The 14,942-nt window shown below is 74.7% G+C and carries 14 protein-coding genes and 1 pseudogene; 8 read left to right on the forward strand and 7 right to left on the reverse strand.

The genetic code is table 11. The features are described from left to right. Positions 1 to 1,063, forward strand: a pseudogene (locus tag ACSNOH_RS26890) (hypothetical protein); the annotation flags it as partial. 28 nt (positions 1,064 to 1,091) lie between these two features. On the opposite strand, the gene ACSNOH_RS26895 reads toward ACSNOH_RS26890, so the two are convergent. The 3 genes from ACSNOH_RS26895 to ACSNOH_RS26905 form a co-directional block, all read right to left on the reverse strand. Beyond that, entirely contained in the window at positions 1,092 to 3,506 is a 2,415-nt protein-coding gene (locus ACSNOH_RS26895) for a tetratricopeptide repeat protein (RefSeq protein ID WP_436724009.1), read from the reverse strand. A 270-nt stretch (positions 3,507 to 3,776) separates the two neighbouring features. After that, entirely contained in the window at positions 3,777 to 4,016 is a 240-nt protein-coding gene (locus ACSNOH_RS26900; protein ID WP_436724010.1) for a chaplin, read from the reverse strand. A 380-nt stretch (positions 4,017 to 4,396) separates the two neighbouring features. Beyond that, positions 4,397 to 5,374, reverse strand: coding sequence for a polyprenyl synthetase family protein (locus ACSNOH_RS26905; protein WP_436724011.1), 978 nt, complete (start codon positions 5,372 to 5,374; stop codon positions 4,397 to 4,399). A gap of 520 nt (positions 5,375 to 5,894) precedes the next feature. Here ACSNOH_RS26905 and ACSNOH_RS26910 point away from each other — a divergent pair. From ACSNOH_RS26910 to ACSNOH_RS26925, 4 genes are read left to right on the forward strand one after another with little or no spacing between them, the layout of a single operon-like run. Further along, positions 5,895 to 7,199, forward strand: coding sequence for a styrene monooxygenase/indole monooxygenase family protein (locus ACSNOH_RS26910; RefSeq protein ID WP_436724012.1), 1,305 nt, complete (start codon positions 5,895 to 5,897; stop codon positions 7,197 to 7,199). Between the two features lie 45 nt (positions 7,200 to 7,244). Continuing rightward, entirely contained in the window at positions 7,245 to 7,724 is a 480-nt protein-coding gene (gene crcB / locus ACSNOH_RS26915) for a fluoride efflux transporter CrcB (RefSeq protein WP_436724013.1), read from the forward strand. Further along, a complete protein-coding gene (locus ACSNOH_RS26920) occupies positions 7,721 to 8,074 on the forward strand; it encodes a DUF190 domain-containing protein (RefSeq protein ID WP_436724014.1) in 354 nt (117 codons plus the stop codon). The genes crcB and ACSNOH_RS26920 overlap by 4 nt, the downstream gene beginning before the upstream one ends. Next, a complete protein-coding gene (locus tag ACSNOH_RS26925; RefSeq protein ID WP_436724015.1) occupies positions 8,071 to 8,430 on the forward strand; it encodes a fluoride efflux transporter FluC in 360 nt (119 codons plus the stop codon). Before ACSNOH_RS26920 ends, ACSNOH_RS26925 begins: the two co-directional genes overlap by 4 nt. A 20-nt stretch (positions 8,431 to 8,450) precedes the next feature. Here the strand turns inward: ACSNOH_RS26925 and ACSNOH_RS26930 are convergent, their stop codons facing one another. Next, entirely contained in the window at positions 8,451 to 9,362 is a 912-nt protein-coding gene (locus tag ACSNOH_RS26930; protein WP_436724016.1) for a LysR substrate-binding domain-containing protein, read from the reverse strand. 88 nt (positions 9,363 to 9,450) lie between these two features. Between ACSNOH_RS26930 and ACSNOH_RS26935 the strand changes: the two genes are divergently transcribed. Genes ACSNOH_RS26935 through ACSNOH_RS26945 form a run of 3 tightly spaced genes read left to right on the forward strand, consistent with a single transcriptional unit; the run spans position 9,451 to position 12,855 of the window. Further along, the gene (locus ACSNOH_RS26935) at positions 9,451 to 10,155 is read left to right on the forward strand and encodes a succinate dehydrogenase cytochrome b subunit (RefSeq protein WP_436724017.1); all 705 of its coding nucleotides are present in this window, start codon (positions 9,451 to 9,453) and stop codon (positions 10,153 to 10,155) included. A gap of 1 nt (position 10,156) precedes the next feature. Further along, positions 10,157 to 12,103 (forward strand): fumarate reductase/succinate dehydrogenase flavoprotein subunit, encoded by a 1,947-nt coding sequence (locus ACSNOH_RS26940; protein ID WP_436724018.1) that lies wholly within the window; start codon positions 10,157 to 10,159, stop codon positions 12,101 to 12,103. Beyond that, entirely contained in the window at positions 12,103 to 12,855 is a 753-nt protein-coding gene (locus ACSNOH_RS26945; RefSeq protein ID WP_436724019.1) for a succinate dehydrogenase/fumarate reductase iron-sulfur subunit, read from the forward strand. Before ACSNOH_RS26940 ends, ACSNOH_RS26945 begins: the two co-directional genes overlap by 1 nt. Here the strand turns inward: ACSNOH_RS26945 and ACSNOH_RS26950 are convergent. The 3 genes from ACSNOH_RS26950 to ACSNOH_RS26960 all read right to left on the reverse strand — a co-directional run. Further along, positions 12,833 to 13,636, reverse strand: a complete 804-nt coding sequence (locus ACSNOH_RS26950; RefSeq protein ID WP_436724020.1) for an ABC transporter permease — start codon at positions 13,634 to 13,636, stop codon at positions 12,833 to 12,835. The genes ACSNOH_RS26945 and ACSNOH_RS26950 overlap by 23 nt on opposite strands. Before the next feature lie 4 nt (positions 13,637 to 13,640). After that, positions 13,641 to 14,282, reverse strand: a complete 642-nt coding sequence (locus ACSNOH_RS26955; RefSeq protein WP_436724021.1) for an ABC transporter ATP-binding protein — start codon at positions 14,280 to 14,282, stop codon at positions 13,641 to 13,643. 101 nt (positions 14,283 to 14,383) lie between these two features. Beyond that, a partial coding sequence (locus tag ACSNOH_RS26960; protein WP_436724022.1) for a CAP domain-containing protein occupies positions 14,384 to 14,942 on the reverse strand: 559 nt, incomplete at its 5' end.

Consider the following 14,942-nt stretch of genomic DNA (forward strand, 5'->3'; position numbering starts at 1 on the left):
GACCGCGCCCGTCCGCGTCCTCACCCGCCTGACCGACGCCTCCGGACCGCCGGAGATCTCCGTGGTGCGCCGCGCCGGGCTCGCGCTCGTGGACCCGCTGGAGGACTGGCGGCAGGCGCTGATCGCCGCGGACTGCGTGATCGGCGACCACGGGTCCGTCACGTACTACGCGGCCGCCATCGGCAGGCCCGTCCTCCTCGGCGCCTTCCCCGGCGCCGCCCTCGACCCGGACTCGCCCGTCGCCGCCCTCGGCCGGACCGCGCCGCGGCTGCGCCCGTACGACGGCCTGCGCGCCCAGATCGACCACGCCGTCGACCACCACGACCCCCGCCGCTTCCGCGCCCGGGCCGAGCACGTCAGCTCCGCGCCGGGCCGCTCCGCCGCCCTCCTGCGCCGCGCGTTCTACGGCCTGATCGGCATTCCCGAGCCCGCCGGCCGCCCGGCCCTCCTCGACCCGCTCCCGCTTCCCGCGTACGCACCGGCCGAGCGGACCGCGCCCGTCCGCGTCCTCACCCGCCTGACCGACGCCTCCGGACCGCCGGAGATCTCCGTGGTGCGCCGCGCCGCGGACGACGACGGCCCGCACTCCGACGGCGGCCCGCACTCCTGCGACGGCATCGGCTGGGACGCCCACACCTGCGTCCACGAGGACACCCCCGACCCGGGCCGGCTGCGCATCTCGGACCTCGTCGTGCGGTACGCGGCGGCCGACGACCCGCGCGTCGGGCCGCCCGCCGCCTGGACCGCGGAGGTCCTCGGCCGCCATCCGGGCTGCGCGCTCGCCGTGTACGTGACGGGGCCCGGGCGCTGCACCGTCCGCACCCGCGGCGGCGACCTGCTGGAGCTCGCCGCCCGCCCCGGCGCCGACGGCCGGGCGGACCTGTGCGACCCGGCCGCCCACGCCTCCGCCCTCCACGCCTGGCTCGCGGGCGGCAAGTCCCTGGAGGAGGCAGTGGACAGCGGCATCACGGTGGTGACGGGCGCGGTGCGGCACCGGGTGGACGTCCTGCGCGCCGATCAGCGCCCGGCCGTGCCGGCTCCGGGGTCCGCGCATACCGCCTGATCCTCGCCGGCGCCGCCGGGGCGCCGCCTCAGCCGGTCCCCCGCAGGAGCGCGCCCGTACGGGATACGCCCGCCGCGTCCCCCGCCTCCTCGTACAGCGAGCGGGCCAGGCGCAGGTAGGGCGCCGACTCCTGCGGGTCCGTGCTGCAGCGGGCGCGGAGTTCGGCGGCGTCCGCGCGCTGCAGCACGGCGCCCTCGGCCTCCATGACGGCGAGCGCCTCGTCGAGGGGCGTACGGGCCGCGGCGGGGTCGCCGGCGGCCAGGTGGGTCTCGCCGATGCTCATCCGGACGCGGGCCTCGTTGTAGAGGTCCCGGCCGGGCAGCGCACGGAAGCGGGCGAGTGCGTCCGCCAGTTGGGCCAGGGCCTCGGCGTGGCGGCCCTGGCCGCGCAGGGCCCGCCCGAGGTGGTGGGCGAGGAGCGCGTCGGCGCGCGGCACGTCGGCCGCGCCGTCACCGTCCGGGGCGATGGCGTCCAGGGCGCGCCGGGCCTGCCGGAAGTGCTCCTCGGCGGCCTCGTAGCGCCACTGCCGCAGGCAGAGCAGGCCGAGCGACTCGGTGGCGGTGGCGCGGCCGCGGTGGTGGCCGGCCCGCTCGTCGGCCGCCGCGGCGGCGGTCAGCTGGGCCTCGGCCTCCGTGTACCGGCCCAGGCCCATGTACCCGAAGGCGAGCTGCACCCGGATCCGGCCCTCCGCCCGCGGGTCCCCGAAGCCGGTGGCGCAGCGGCGGGCCGCCTCGACGCCCCGCAGGTGCGCGGCGACCCACTGGTCGTGGAAGCCGAGGCGCAGGTGCAGGCCCCACATGGCTTCGCACAGCTGCCAGGCCTCCTCGTCGAAGCCGTGCTCCTCCGCGGCCCGTACGGCCTCGGCGAGGTTGGCGCGCTCGCGCCGCAGCACGGCCAGCGCCTCGCGGGCGGCCTCCGGGGTGCGCTCGACGGGGCCGGGGCCAAAACCCGGCCCCGGACCGGAACCCCCGGCTGTCCTGGCGTACGCGGGTCCCAGGTGCCACCGGCCGGGGACGACAAGGGCGTCGGCACGGGCGGCCAGCCGCAGGTACCAGGTGACGGTGCGGCGTACGGCGTGGAGGCGTACGAGGTCGTGGAAGCGGTAGCGCTCCTCGCCCGTCTCCTCCAGGAGGTGGGCTGCGGCGAGGGTTTCGAGCAGGCGGCGCGCCTCGGCCTCACCGGTGTCCGCGGCGGCCGCGGCGGCGCCGACGGGGATGTCCGGCCAGGGGCACAGGCCCAGCAGGCGGTAGAGGCGGGCGGCGTCCGGGGCCAGGTCCCGGTAGGAGAGGTCGGTGGCGAGGAGGGCCGGCTCGACCGGGGAACCACCATCCCCGCAGGCATCAGGACGATCAGCATCATCAGGCATTCCAGGAGCCTGTCCCTGCCCGTACGTCCTCAAGCCCCCGGTCACCGCGGCGAATTCGCGCTCCAGGCTCTCCCAGCTGAGCCGTTCCCGGACCTGCACCCGCGCCCCGGTCTCGCACAGCGCGAGCGGCACGCCCCCGCACCGCACCGCCACCGCCTCCGCGTGCGTGCGCTGCGCCGCGACGCGCTCGGGGCCGGCGAGCCGGGTGAGCAGCAGGAAGGAGTCGGCGTCGGACAGCGGGCCGACCGGGACGGTCCGCGCCCCGTGGTCGCGCACGAGGGCGGGCAGCCGGTGGCGGCTGGTGACGAGGACGAGCGAGCCGGGCGACGCCGTCAGCAGCGGGACGACCTGCGCGGCGCCGTGGGCGTTGTCGAGGAGGACGACCATGCGCCGGCCCGCGGTGCGCTCGCGGTAGAGGCCGGCCTGGGCCTGTTCGCCGGCGGGCACCCGCTCCGGCGGCACGCCCAGGTGGTGCAGGAAGCGCACGAGCACCTCGGACGGGGTGACGGCGGTGGCCGCGGCGGCGCCGCGCAGGTCGGCGTACAGCTCGCCGTCCGGGAAGCGGTCGGCGAGGGCGCGGGCGCAGTGCACGGCCGCGGCGGTCTTGCCGATCCCGGCGGGGCCGGCGAGCAGGGCGATCAGCGGCGCACCGGCGGCAATTGCGCCGTCCCGGCCGTCCAGCAGCCCCGTGACCGCCGCCAAGATGTCCTCGCGGTCGGTGAAGGCCGACGTGAGCGGTGGGAGCATCCGCGGCCGGGGCTCGCCCGCTGCTGCCGCGGGGGCTGCGGCTGCCGCCGCCAGCCACTCGCTCTCGCGGAGCCAGGAGGCCAGGTCGCGGGCGAAGCCCGGTTCGGCGCGGGCCCGTTCGATCAGGAGACCGGCCAGTGCCCGGCGTCCGTCGTCGTCGGAGGGGGCCGCGGGCGGCTCGCCCCCGCCGTCCCTGCGCCAGGCCCGGCGGGCCAGACCGGCCAGCCCCTCCGCGGTCCGCCGCCCCAGCTCCCCGGCCGCGCCCGACAGCGCTCCCGACGCCGCCGTGTCAACGGCCGCCAGCACCGCCGTCATCGTGAACGGATCCACCGCACGCCCTCCCCCGTCTCGCCCATCTCGCCCCTCCCCGCAGATCCGACCACGCTAGCGGGAAGATCACCTGCCGGGGAGGTCAACTCCGGCCGGAAACAAAGAAAGGCACGACACGGGGATACGCAGAAACACCCGGCGATGCCGTAAGCGGGAAACCCCTCCCGGACACAGCGTGGCGCCCGCGACCGTAATCGGGGGCGCCACACGGAAGCGGCCCGGGGCGGGGGCACCCCGGATCCGCCGGAATCCGGTCTGTCTCAGCCGGTCTCAGTCGATGATGCAGACGTTGCCGGACGCGGGGTTCAGCAGCCCGATGATGTCGATCGTGTTGCCGCACAGGTTGATCGGGACCTGGATCGGGATCTGGATGACGTTGCCCGAGATGACGCCCGGGGAACCGACGGCCGCCCCCTTGGCGACGGAGTCGGCGAGCGCGGTACCGGTGATACCCGCCAGCGCCGCGCCCATGGTGGCGGTCAGGGCAGCCGTTTTGACGATTCGTGACATGCGGAGACACCTTTGCTGCTTGTTCTTGCTCGGTCGTACTGGGAGGCGCCCGGCCGGTGACGGCCGGGGTGTGCTTTTCAACGCCCCGTACGCGCAAAGGTTTCGTCCGTGATGCGGATGGGTGACCGCATTTATCCCCTCGGAGCGGCTCCGCGGCGGTGCCGGTACGTGCTGACACCACGGAGAAATCGGCGGTGATTCCGCCCGGTCGCGCAGTCATTTCGGCAGGTCGTCGGTCTAATGCGCTGTGCGGGCAGCCGGCGGGGGCCGGGATGTCGCGAATAGGAAAAGCCCTAGAAATGCGGTTCCGCAGAATAACCCGTACGGCCCAGCGGGGCGGCCCCCCGGGCAGCGGCCCAGGGCGGCGGCCCGCCGGCCCCCTAGCCCCGGTCCGCCGCCATCCGCACCGCGAAGGCCGTCAGCTCCTCGCACCACCCGGGTGTCAGCCGCGCGGCGGCCGCGGTCCGCGACGCCCGGTCCACGAGCTCGCGGATGAGGCGCTCGGCGATGCCGCGCTCCTCGCGCTCCAGGAGGATCTCCCGCAGCAGTTCGGCGTCCCAGTCGTACTCGGGGCCGCCGTCGAGGAAGCCGCGCAGCCGCCAGGCGGCGTGCAGCGAGCGGGCGTAGGCGTCGTAGGCGGTGTCGAGGTCGGGCCGGCCGGCGAGCGCCGCGCCGAGCCGGAGCGGGTGCCGCAGGGCGTACCAGCCCGCGGTGCAGCCCCGGTCGCATCCCGATATGCACCGCCCGGGCCACGGGTCGTCGAGATACTCGGCGGCCATCGCCTCGTGGGCGTACGTGCCGATCACGCGCTCCACGCGCATCTCGTCCCAGATCTCCCACGCGGCGCCGGGCAGCCGCGCGGCGAGCCGGTCGGCGAGCGAGAGGGCGAGGTCGCCGGCCAGGGTGGCGGTGGACTCGCCGAAGCGGCGGGCGTCGCCGGCCCAGCCGTTGCGCTCGTGCTCGGCGGCGCGGCTGACGTGCAGCGTGGGGATGCCGCGGCGCAGGGCGGCGTTGTCGCGCACGTCGCTGCGGATGAGGGTGCAGGTGTCGAGGAGTTCGAGGGCGGCGGCGGCCTCGACGGCCGCGGTGCCCTCCTCGCCGCCGGCGTCGCCGCCCGCCGCGAGATAGCCCGTGAGGAGGATGACCGGGCGGACCCGGTCGGCCCCCACGGCGACGAGTTCGGCGAGGGATTCGACGACGCCGGCGCCCCGCGCGTCGGCGGTGCGCCAGCGGCGGTGCTCGTCGTTGAGGAGGCCGCGCAGCCGTTTCTCGACCAGGTCGAGCATCCCGGCGCGCTGGAGCTGGGGGACCGGCTCCTGGGGCGCCACCGCTCGGGGCAGCTGGGGTTGCGTCGTCATCGTGAGCCTCCCTGGATCGGTTTCGGTCCTGCGACCGACCCTGCCGGGCGGGCGCCCCGCCCGGGGCGGCGGAGCCTGACCGGCCAGAAGACTGCCCACGGGAGCGCTCGGGAAGCGACGGTTTCCTGCCATACCGGAATGCGTCATCCCTCCTGCTTCATGGCGCTCTCGCCGCTCTCCCCCGGCCGCCGGAGCGGCCACAGGAGGCGGCTTGCGGCCCGTGCGCGCGTACGAGCGTGGCGCGCGTGTGGCTCATAATCGGCTGTCACTGCCCGGCCGGCCTGGGCCGATCCGGGCCGACCTCCCCGACACCGGTCGTATCATCCGCCGATTCCCCCGTGTGACCTGCGGTGAAGCCGTCCCTGCAGGCCGTCAACTTCAGGCCAACACCGTACGGCGGCGGGCCCGCGCGGACGATGATGGCGCCGTCTGTACAGCGCGCCGCGCACGCCGCTACAACGGGGTGGGGGCCCGGTGCCGGAACCGCACGGCAGCGACCTCCGGGCCCGCGGAGGCGGCGATGCGCAGGATCGCGGTGGTCGGAGCGGGTCAGGCGGGGCTGCACCTGGCGCTGGGGCTGCGGCCGCAGGCGCCGGGCAGTGAGCCGCACAGCACACGGGGAGCCCCGGAGCCCTACGACGTCACCCTCTACGCCGCCCGCACGCCCAGGGAGGTGCGCTCCGGCCGTGTGCTCTCCACGCAGGTGATGTACGGTCCCGCGCTCGCCCTGGAGCGCGCCGCGGGCCTGGCCCTGTGGGAGGACCGGGCGCCCCGCATCACGAGCCTCGGCTTCGCCGTGGCCGACCCCTCGCACTCTCCCGGCGGAGGGTTCACCGCCCTCCTGGACGAGCCCGCGCAATCCGTCGACCTGCGGGTGAAGACCGCGGGCTGGCTGGAGCTGTTCGAGGCGCGCGGCGGGCGCGTCGAGTACGGCACGGTCGGGCCGGCGGACCTGCCGGGGATCGCCGCCGCGCAGGACCTGACGGTCGTCGCCACCGGCAGCGGACCGCTCGCGGAGGTCTTCGCGCGCGACGCCCGGCACAGCCCGTACGACCGCCCTCGGCGCACGCTGGCCGCCTGTTACGTGCGCGGCACACGCATGCCGGACGGCCTCGGCGGGCCGCACGTGCGGGTCACGCCCGTGGCGGTCGACGGCACGGCCGCCGGGGAGTTCTTCGTCCTGCACGCCCTCACGCTCGACGGGCCGTGCGAGATCGTGCTGTGGGAGGCGGTGCCGGGCGGCCCGCTCGACGTGTGGGCGGACCGGCCGGGGCCTGACGAGGTCGTCAAGCGCACGCTGGAGCTGCTGCGCGACCGGCTCCCCGGGGAGTACGCGCTGTGCCGCGGCATGGAGCCTACGGACGCGGGCGCCGCGCTCACCGGCGCCCTGACGCCCGTCGTCCGCCGGCCCGTCGCGGAGGTCGCGCCCGGCACGTACGTCCTCGGGCTCGGGGACGCCGTCGTCCTCAACGACCCGGTCAGCGGGCAGGGCTCCAACAGCGCGGCCCGCGCCGCCGCACACTACCTCCGGGCGATCACCGGGCACGGCGGCGAACCGTTCGACCGGACGTGGATGCTGCGCACGTTCGCGGCCCACTGGGAGCACGCGCGCCACGTGACGGCCTTCACCAACCTGCTGCTCGGGCCCGCGCCGGAGCACGTGCGGCGCATCCTGTCCGCGGCCGCGCGGCACCCCGAGGTCGCGCACCGCTACGTCAACGGCTTCGCGGACCCGGCGGGACTCGCGGAGTGGTTCATGGACGCGGACCGGGCCGACGCCTACCTGGCGGCCGCCGGCGCGGCGGTCCCGGCGGACGGCGGATAGCCTGAGAGCCCGACGAGCCCGACGAGAAGGAGGCGGACGGACCGCATGAGCACGACCCGGCCCGGGACGGTCACCGGCGGCCCGCCCCCGCGGACGCGTCCTGCCGGCCGGCCGCCCGTGGTGCGCGGGCAGGGCGCGGTCGTCTGCGCGGTCTCCCTCGGCGGGGGCGCCGGGGCCCTGGCCCGCTACGGCGCCGGGCTGCTGTGGCCCGCCCCGGCCGGCGCCTTCCCCTGGACCACGTTCCTCGTCAACGTCGTGGGCTGCGCCCTGATCGGCGTGCTCCTGACGGTGATCGGCGAGCTCGCGGCGCCGCACCGGCTGCTGCGGCCGTTCCTCGGCACCGGCGTGCTCGGCGGGTTCACCACCTTCTCCACCTACACCGTGGACGTCCAGCGGCTGGCCGAGAACGGGCACGCCGGCACGGCGCTCGCCTACCTGGCGGCCACGCTGCTCGCCGCGCTCGCGGCCGTGTGGGCGGCCGCCGCGGCGACGCGGGCGGCCCTGCTCCGCAGGAGCGCCCGGTGAGGCCCGCCGGGACGGCGGCGCTGCGCCTGACCGTCTACGCCGGCGAGTCCGACCGGTGGCAGCACCGGCCGCTGGCCACCGAGATCGTGCACCGCGCGCACGCGGCGGGGCTCGCGGGCGCGACCGTCTTCCGGGGCGTCGAGGGCTTCGGCGCCTCGTCCGTCGTGCACACGGCGCGGCTGCTGTCGATGAGCGAGGACCTGCCGGTGGCGGTGGTGATCGTGGACGCCGAGGAGCGCGTACGGGCCTTCCTGCCGGTGCTCGCGGAGGTGGCCGCGGAGCGGCTGGTCACGCTGGAGCCCGTCGAGCTCCCGCGGCTCGGCGGAAGCGGGCCGGAGGGCGGCGCGTGAACTGGCTCCTCGTCGTCGCCGGCGCGATGGCCGGCGCGCCCCTGCGCTACGTCACCGACCGCGCGGTGCAGGCGCGCCACGACTCGGTCTTCCCCTGGGGCACGTTCACCGTGAACGTCGCGGGCAGCCTGCTCCTGGGCGTCCTCACCGCCGCGGCCCCCTCCTCCCTGCAGCTGCTCCTGGGCACGGGCCTGTGCGGCGCCCTCACGACGTACTCCACGTTCTCCTACGAGACGCTCACGCTGGCCCGCGACGGCGCGCGCGGCTATGCCGCGGCGAACGCGGCGCTGAGCGTCGTGTGCGGGCTGGGCGCGGCCTTCGCAGGCGTGGCGCTGGGGCGGGCCCTGTGGGGGTGACCTGTGGGGGTGAGTAGCCCTCACTCCTCCTCGGTCTCCCCCTCCTCCCCCACGCCCAGGTGCTCCAGCAGCACCGCCCGCAACTCGCGTGCCGCGCGCGTCGGGGCCACGTCCTTGCGGTGGGCCAGCGCGATCGTGCGGCGCATGCGGGTGCCCTCGAAGGGCGTGACCCGCAGGCCCGAGCGGGAGGCCACCATGCCGGGGACCACGGCCAGGCCCAGGCCCGCGCGGACGAAGCCCAGGACCGCGTCCATCTCCCCGCCCTCGACGGTGAAGGACGGCTCGAAGCCGGCGGCCCGGCAGGCCGCGACGGTGATCTCGCGGAGGTCGTAGCCGCGGCGGAACATCACCATGGGCAGGCCCTCCAGGTCCGCCACGCGCAGGGCGCGGCGGCGGGTGGGCGGGGGCCCGCCGGGGGCCGTGACGACGACGAGGTCCTCGCGCAGCAGAACGGTCGTGGCGAGGGCCGGCGCGCCGAGGGCCAGGGGCGTGATGACCAGGGCGAGGTCGAGGCCGCCGGCGGCGAGGGTGCGCACGAGGTCGCGGGAGCCGCCCTCGTCGACGACGAGCTCGATGCCGGGGTAGCGGGCGTGGTAGGCGCGCAGCACGTCGGGGACGAGGCTCGCGCACAGGCTGGGCGGGGCGCCGAGGCGGACCCGGCCGCGCCGCAGCTGGGCCACTTCCTGCACCTCGCGGCGCGCGGTCTCGGTGTCGGCGAGGATCTGCCGGGCCAGCGGCAGGAGGGCCTCGCCGGCGTCGGTGAGGGTGATGTTGCCGCGGGCGCGCTGGAAGAGCTCGGCGCCCAGCTCGCGTTCGAGGGCCCGGATCTGCTGCGAGAGGGATGGCTGGGCCACGTGCAGCGCTTCCGCGGCACGGGTGAAGTGACGGACTTCGGCCAGGGCCGCGAAGTAGCGGAGCTGCTGGAGTTGCACGGTCAGCAGCATAGATAGGCACAGCCTATGGAAACCAGCTTCATCATGTCTTGGACGCATCGACCCGGCGCTGCCTAGCGTCGGGGCCATGGCACTGGCGACCCGGGCGGACCGTCCTCCGTCCCTCATCGGCTCCGTGTGGCGGTCGACCGTCGGCAAGAAGGCGGTCATGGCGGTCACCGGCGTGATCATGCTGACGTATCTGGTCGCCCACGTGGTGGGCAATCTGAAGGTGTTCTTCGGGGCCGGGGAGTTCAACCGCTACGGGCACTGGATCCGCACCATCGGCGAGCCGTTCCTGCACTACGAGTGGTTTCTGTGGATCGCCCGCGCGGGCCTGGGAACGGCGGTCGTGCTGCACGGCGTGGCCGCGTACCAGCTCAGCCGCCGCGACCTCGCCGCCCGCCCCCGGAAGTACGAGCGCAAGCGCCCGCGCGCGAGCTACGCGACGCGCACCATGCGCTGGGGCGGGGTGATCCTGGCCCTGTTCATCGTCTGGCACATCCTCGACTTCACCACGCTGGACGTGAACCCCAACGCCCAGGAGGGGCGCCCGTACGAGAACCTCGTCGCCTCCTTCGACCGCCCGGCCGTCAGCGCCTTCTACATCGCCGCGATGCTCGCCCTCGGCCTGCACGTCCGGCACGGCTTCTGGAGCGCCGCCCAGACGCTGGGCGCGAACTCCCCGCGCCGCGACCGGGCCCTCAAGTTCCTGGCGAACGCGCTGGCGCTGGTGCTGACCTGCGGCTTCATCGTCGTACCCGTGGGCGTTCTGACAGGAGTCGTGAGCTGAGATGACCGCATACCCCGACTACCGCGTCGGCGACCCCCTCACCGACACCGCCGCCCCCGGCGGCCCCATAGCCGAGCGCTGGGACCGCCGCCGCTTCGAGGCGAAGCTGGTCAACCCCGCGAACCGGCGCAAGCACACCGTCATCGTCGTCGGCACCGGGCTCGCGGGCGGCGCCGCGGGCGCCACCCTCGCCGAACAGGGCTACCGCGTCGTGCAGTTCTGCTACCAGGACTCGCCGCGCCGCGCCCACTCCATCGCCGCCCAGGGCGGCATCAACGCCGCCAAGAACTACCGCAACGACGGCGACTCCGTGCGGCGCCTGTTCTACGACACCGTCAAGGGCGGCGACTTCCGGGCCCGCGAGTCCAACGTCCACCGCCTCGCCCAGGTCTCGGTCGAGATCATCGACCAGTGCGTCGCGCAGGGCGTGCCCTTCGCCCGCGAGTACGGCGGCCTGCTGGACACGCGCTCCTTCGGCGGCGTCCAGGTGTCGCGGACGTTCTACGCGCGCGGGCAGACCGGCCAGCAGCTGCTGCTCGGCGCCTACCAGGCGCTCAGCCGCCAGATCGACGCGGGCAACGTCGAGATGCACGCCCGTACGGAGATGCTCGACCTGATCGTCGTCGACGGCCGGGCGCGCGGGATCGTGGCGCGCGACCTGATCACGGGCGCCGTCAGCACCTACTTCGCGGACGCCGTGGTCCTCGCGACCGGCGGCTACGGCAACGTCTTCTACCTGTCCACCAACGCCAAGAACTCCAACGCCACCGCGATCTGGCGGGCCCACCGGCGCGGCGCGTACTTCGCCAACCCCTGCTTCACCCAGATCCACCCCACCTGCATCCCGCGCTCCGGCGACCACCAGTCGAAGCTGACGCTGATGAGCGAGTCGCTGCGCAACGACGGCCGCATCTGGGTGCCGAAGGCGCAGGGCGACACCCGCCCGCCGGGAGAGATCCCCGAGGCCGAGCGCGACTACTACCTGGAGCGGATCTACCCCTCCTTCGGCAACCTCGTCCCGCGCGACATCGCCTCGCGCGCCGCGAAGAACGTCTGCGACGAGGGGCGCGGCGTCGGCCCCGGCGGGCAGGGCGTCTACCTGGACTTCGCCGACGCGATCGCCCGGATGGGCCGCGAGGCCGTCGAGGCGAAGTACGGCAACCTCTTCGAGATGTACGAGCGGATCACCGCGGAGGACCCGTACGAGGTCCCCATGCGGATCTACCCGGCCATTCACTACACGATGGGCGGCCTGTGGGTGGACTACGACCTGCAGACCACCGTCCCCGGCCTGTTCGCGATCGGCGAGGCCAACTTCTCCGACCACGGCGCGAACCGGCTCGGGGCGTCCGCCCTGATGCAGGGGCTCGCCGACGGCTACTTCGTCCTGCCGTCCACGATCAACGACTTCCTGGCCCGCCACCCGCACGACGCCGTGCCCGCGGACCACCCCGCCGTCACGGAGGCCGTCGCGGAGGTGACCGGCCGGCTGCGGCGCCTGCTGGCCGCCGGCGGCGACCGCACCCCGGACTCCTTCCACCGCGAGCTCGGCGAGCTGCTGTGGGACGAGTGCGGCATGGCCCGCACCGACGCGGGCCTGCGCAAGGCCCTCGGCCGCATCCCCGCCCTGCGCGAGGAGTTCTGGCGGCGCATCAGGGTGCCGGGCACCGGCGAGGAGCTCAACCAGTCCCTGGAGAAGGCCAACCGCATCGCCGACTACCTGGAGCTCGCCGAGCTCATGTGCCTCGACGCCCTCCACCGCACGGAGTCCTGCGGCGGCCACTTCCGGGAGGAGAGCGCGACCCCGGACGGCGAGGCGGCCCGCAAGGACGAGGAGTTCTCGTACGCGGCGGCCTGGGAGTTCACGGGCACGGGCAGCGCGCCGGTCCTCCACAAGGAGGCCCTGACCTTCGAACACGTCCACCCCACCCAGCGGAGCTACGCGTAATGGACCTCACCCTGCGCATATGGCGGCAGCGCAACGCCGGCGAGGCGGGCGCCATGACCACCTACCGGGTCACGGGCATCAGCGAGGACATGTCCTTCCTGGAGATGCTCGACCACCTCAACGAGGAGCTGATCCTCGCCGGGGACGAGCCGGTCGCCTTCGACCACGACTGCCGCGAGGGCATCTGCGGGGCCTGCGGCATGGTCATCAACGGTCAGGCGCACGGCCCCGAGCGGACCACGACCTGCCAGCTGCACATGCGCCACTTCCGCGACGGCGACACCATCGACGTCGAACCGTGGCGCGCGGCGGCCTTCCCGGTCGTGAAGGACCTGGTCGTGGACCGCTCCGCGTTCGACCGGATCATCGGCTCCGGCGGCTACGTGTCCGTGCCGACGGGCTCTGCCCCGGAGGCCCACGCGACGCCCGTCCCCAAGCCGGTGGCGGACCTGGCCTTCGAGCACGCGGAGTGCATCGGCTGCGGCGCGTGCGTGGCCGCCTGCCCCAACGGCTCGGCGATGCTCTTCACCTCCGCGAAGGTCGTCCACCTGAACGTCCTGCCGCAGGGCGCGCCCGAGCGGGAGTCCCGGGTGCTGGGCATGGTCGGCGCCATGGACGACGAGGGCTTCGGGGGCTGCACGAACACCGGCGAGTGCGCCACCGCCTGCCCGAAGGGGATCCCGCTGCAGTCCATCGCGACGATGAACCGGGAGTACCTGCGCGCCTCGCTCAAGGGCGGCCGGCGGCGCTGAACGGGCGCTTCGCGGCGGCCGGGCGGTGGTCGCGGGTGCGCAGGTCGAAGGCGGCGGTGCCCAGCAGCGCCGTCGCCGCGAACCACGCCGGGCCCAGCAGCAGGTGGCCGTACGGGGTGGTGTGCGTGAAGCCGGCGGCCACGCTCACCTGCATGGGCCCGTACTCGGGCAGGAACTGCACGCCGCCCTTGGTGGCGCCGGGGTTGCTGATGGGGTTCTGCAGCATGGTGTCGAGCAGGCTGGTCATGATGATGACGAACAGGCCCGCCAGGTCGTTGCGCAGGAAGGCCCCGAGCAGGATGCCGATCCCGCCGTAGCCGACGGCGGCCGTGAACACCCCGGCCATGAGCAGCCAGGGCCGCACCGGGTCCCAGTACCACCACATGACGGCGGTCGCGTACGCGGAGACCAGGACGGCGGCCAGCAGCATCGCGGCCACCTTGGCGACGATCAGGCAGATCCGCGGATAGCCGGCCAGGACCAGCCGGCGGTCGAAGGCCAGCGACTTGAACGTCGCCATGAACATCATGAAGCCGACGATCAGCGTGACGGCGTTGAGCGCGCCGGAGACCATCGTCAGCTGGTTGCCGTCGACGGCGAGCCGCTGCCCGGTGGCCCGCAGCAGGAAGCGGGTGGGCACGGGGGCGACGAACCAGTGCTCCATCGTCAGCCAGAACGGGATGTAGAAGACGACGAGCACGAGCGCGAAGCGGTTGCGGGTGTGCTCCAGCAGGGCGAAGGCGGTGGCCGTCGCGAAGCACCGCCGTCCCGGTTTCTGCATCCGCTCAGCCCTCCGCCGGGCCGGGCTGCCAGGGCTCGGCGACGCCGTCGTGCAGCCGGTAGAGGCAGTCCAGCCGGCCGGTGTCCCAGGCCAGGTGGGAGACGACCAGCACGCAGCGGCCCCGGTCGCGCAGACGGGCGGCGACGCTCCAGAACCGCAGGTAGGTCTCCCAGTCGAAGCCCTGGTACGGCTCGTCGAGCAGCAGGACCTGCGGGTCGTGCATGAGGGCGAGCGTGAGGTTGAGCTTCTGGCGGGTCCCGCCGCTCAGCACGGCGACGCGGGCGCGCCGGTACTCGGCGAAGTGGAGCTCCTCCACCAGCTCCTCGGCGCGCCGCAGGTCACCGAGCCCGTAGGCGGCCTGGAAGTAGCGCAGGTGCTGCTCGACGGTGAGGAAGTCGTTGAGGACCGTCTCCTGGGGGCAGTAACCGAGCCGGCCCCGGTGCGCGACGGCACCGGAGTCGGCGGCGGTCTGCCCGCAGAGGATGCGCAGCAGCGTCGTCTTGCCGGCGCCGTTCTCGCCGACGATGCCGGCGAGGGTGCCGGGGCCGAGCTCCAGCGAGACGCCGCGCAGCACCTGCCGGGCGCCGTACGACTTGTGCACCTCGCTGACGCGCAGGGCGAGCGGGGATGCGTACGGGGCTGACACGTCTGTTCAACGACGGGCGGGGCGGGGCGTTGCGGGCGGCTTCCGCGGGCGGATCAGCTCGCGGGGCCGGCTCGTGGGATCAGCGGGATCAGCTCGTGGGGTCAGCGCGCGCCGAAGACCTGCGTCCAGCGGGGACCGCCCGGGGCCTGGTTCACCCCCACGCCGATCTCCTTGAAGGAGCAGTTGAGGATGTTCTTGCGGTGGCCGTCGCTGTGCATCCACGAGTCCATGACGGAGGCCGGGGACTGCTGTCCGTAGGCGATGTTCTCGCCGTACGTGCTCCAGGCGTATCCGGCGGCGGTGATGCGGTCGCCGGGGCCCTTGCCGTCGGGGTTGGTGTGGTTGAAGAAGCCGCGGGCGGCCATGTCGTCCGAGTGACCCTGGGCGGCCCTGTCCAGGGTGCTGTTCTCGGTCAGGGGGGAGCAGCCGGCCTTGGCGCGCTCGGCGTTCACCAGCGCGGTGATCTGCTGGCCCAGGGAGCCGCCGCCGGGGTTGGCGGCCTTCGGGGCGCTCTTGGCGGGGGCCGCTGTCTTCGCCGGCGAAGGCTTGGCGGCGGACTTGCTCGGCTCCGGTGCGGAGGACGAGGGCGAGGAAGAGGCGGACGCGGAGGCGGAGGGCTTGGCCGAGGCGGAGGCGCTCGCGCTCGCGGAGGCGGACGGC

It is taken from the genome of Streptomyces sp. URMC 127 (genome assembly GCF_051386535.1).
In the GTDB taxonomy this organism is placed as follows: Bacteria; Actinomycetota; Actinomycetes; order Streptomycetales; family Streptomycetaceae; genus Streptomyces.

Coding starts and splice junctions, on each gene's coding strand:
- ACSNOH_RS26900 (WP_436724010.1), bottom strand. CDS start 4,016: ATGTCACGAATCGTCAAAACGGCTGCCCTGACCGCCACCATGGGCGCG.
- ACSNOH_RS26905 (WP_436724011.1), bottom strand. CDS start 5,374: ATGACGACGCAACCCCAGCTGCCCCGAGCGGTGGCGCCCCAGGAGCCG.
- ACSNOH_RS26910 (WP_436724012.1), top strand. CDS start 5,895: ATGCGCAGGATCGCGGTGGTCGGAGCGGGTCAGGCGGGGCTGCACCTG.
- crcB (WP_436724013.1), top strand. CDS start 7,245: ATGAGCACGACCCGGCCCGGGACGGTCACCGGCGGCCCGCCCCCGCGG.
- ACSNOH_RS26935 (WP_436724017.1), top strand. CDS start 9,451: ATGGCACTGGCGACCCGGGCGGACCGTCCTCCGTCCCTCATCGGCTCC.
- ACSNOH_RS26940 (WP_436724018.1), top strand. CDS start 10,157: ATGACCGCATACCCCGACTACCGCGTCGGCGACCCCCTCACCGACACC.
- ACSNOH_RS26945 (WP_436724019.1), top strand. CDS start 12,103: ATGGACCTCACCCTGCGCATATGGCGGCAGCGCAACGCCGGCGAGGCG.
- ACSNOH_RS26950 (WP_436724020.1), bottom strand. CDS start 13,636: ATGCAGAAACCGGGACGGCGGTGCTTCGCGACGGCCACCGCCTTCGCC.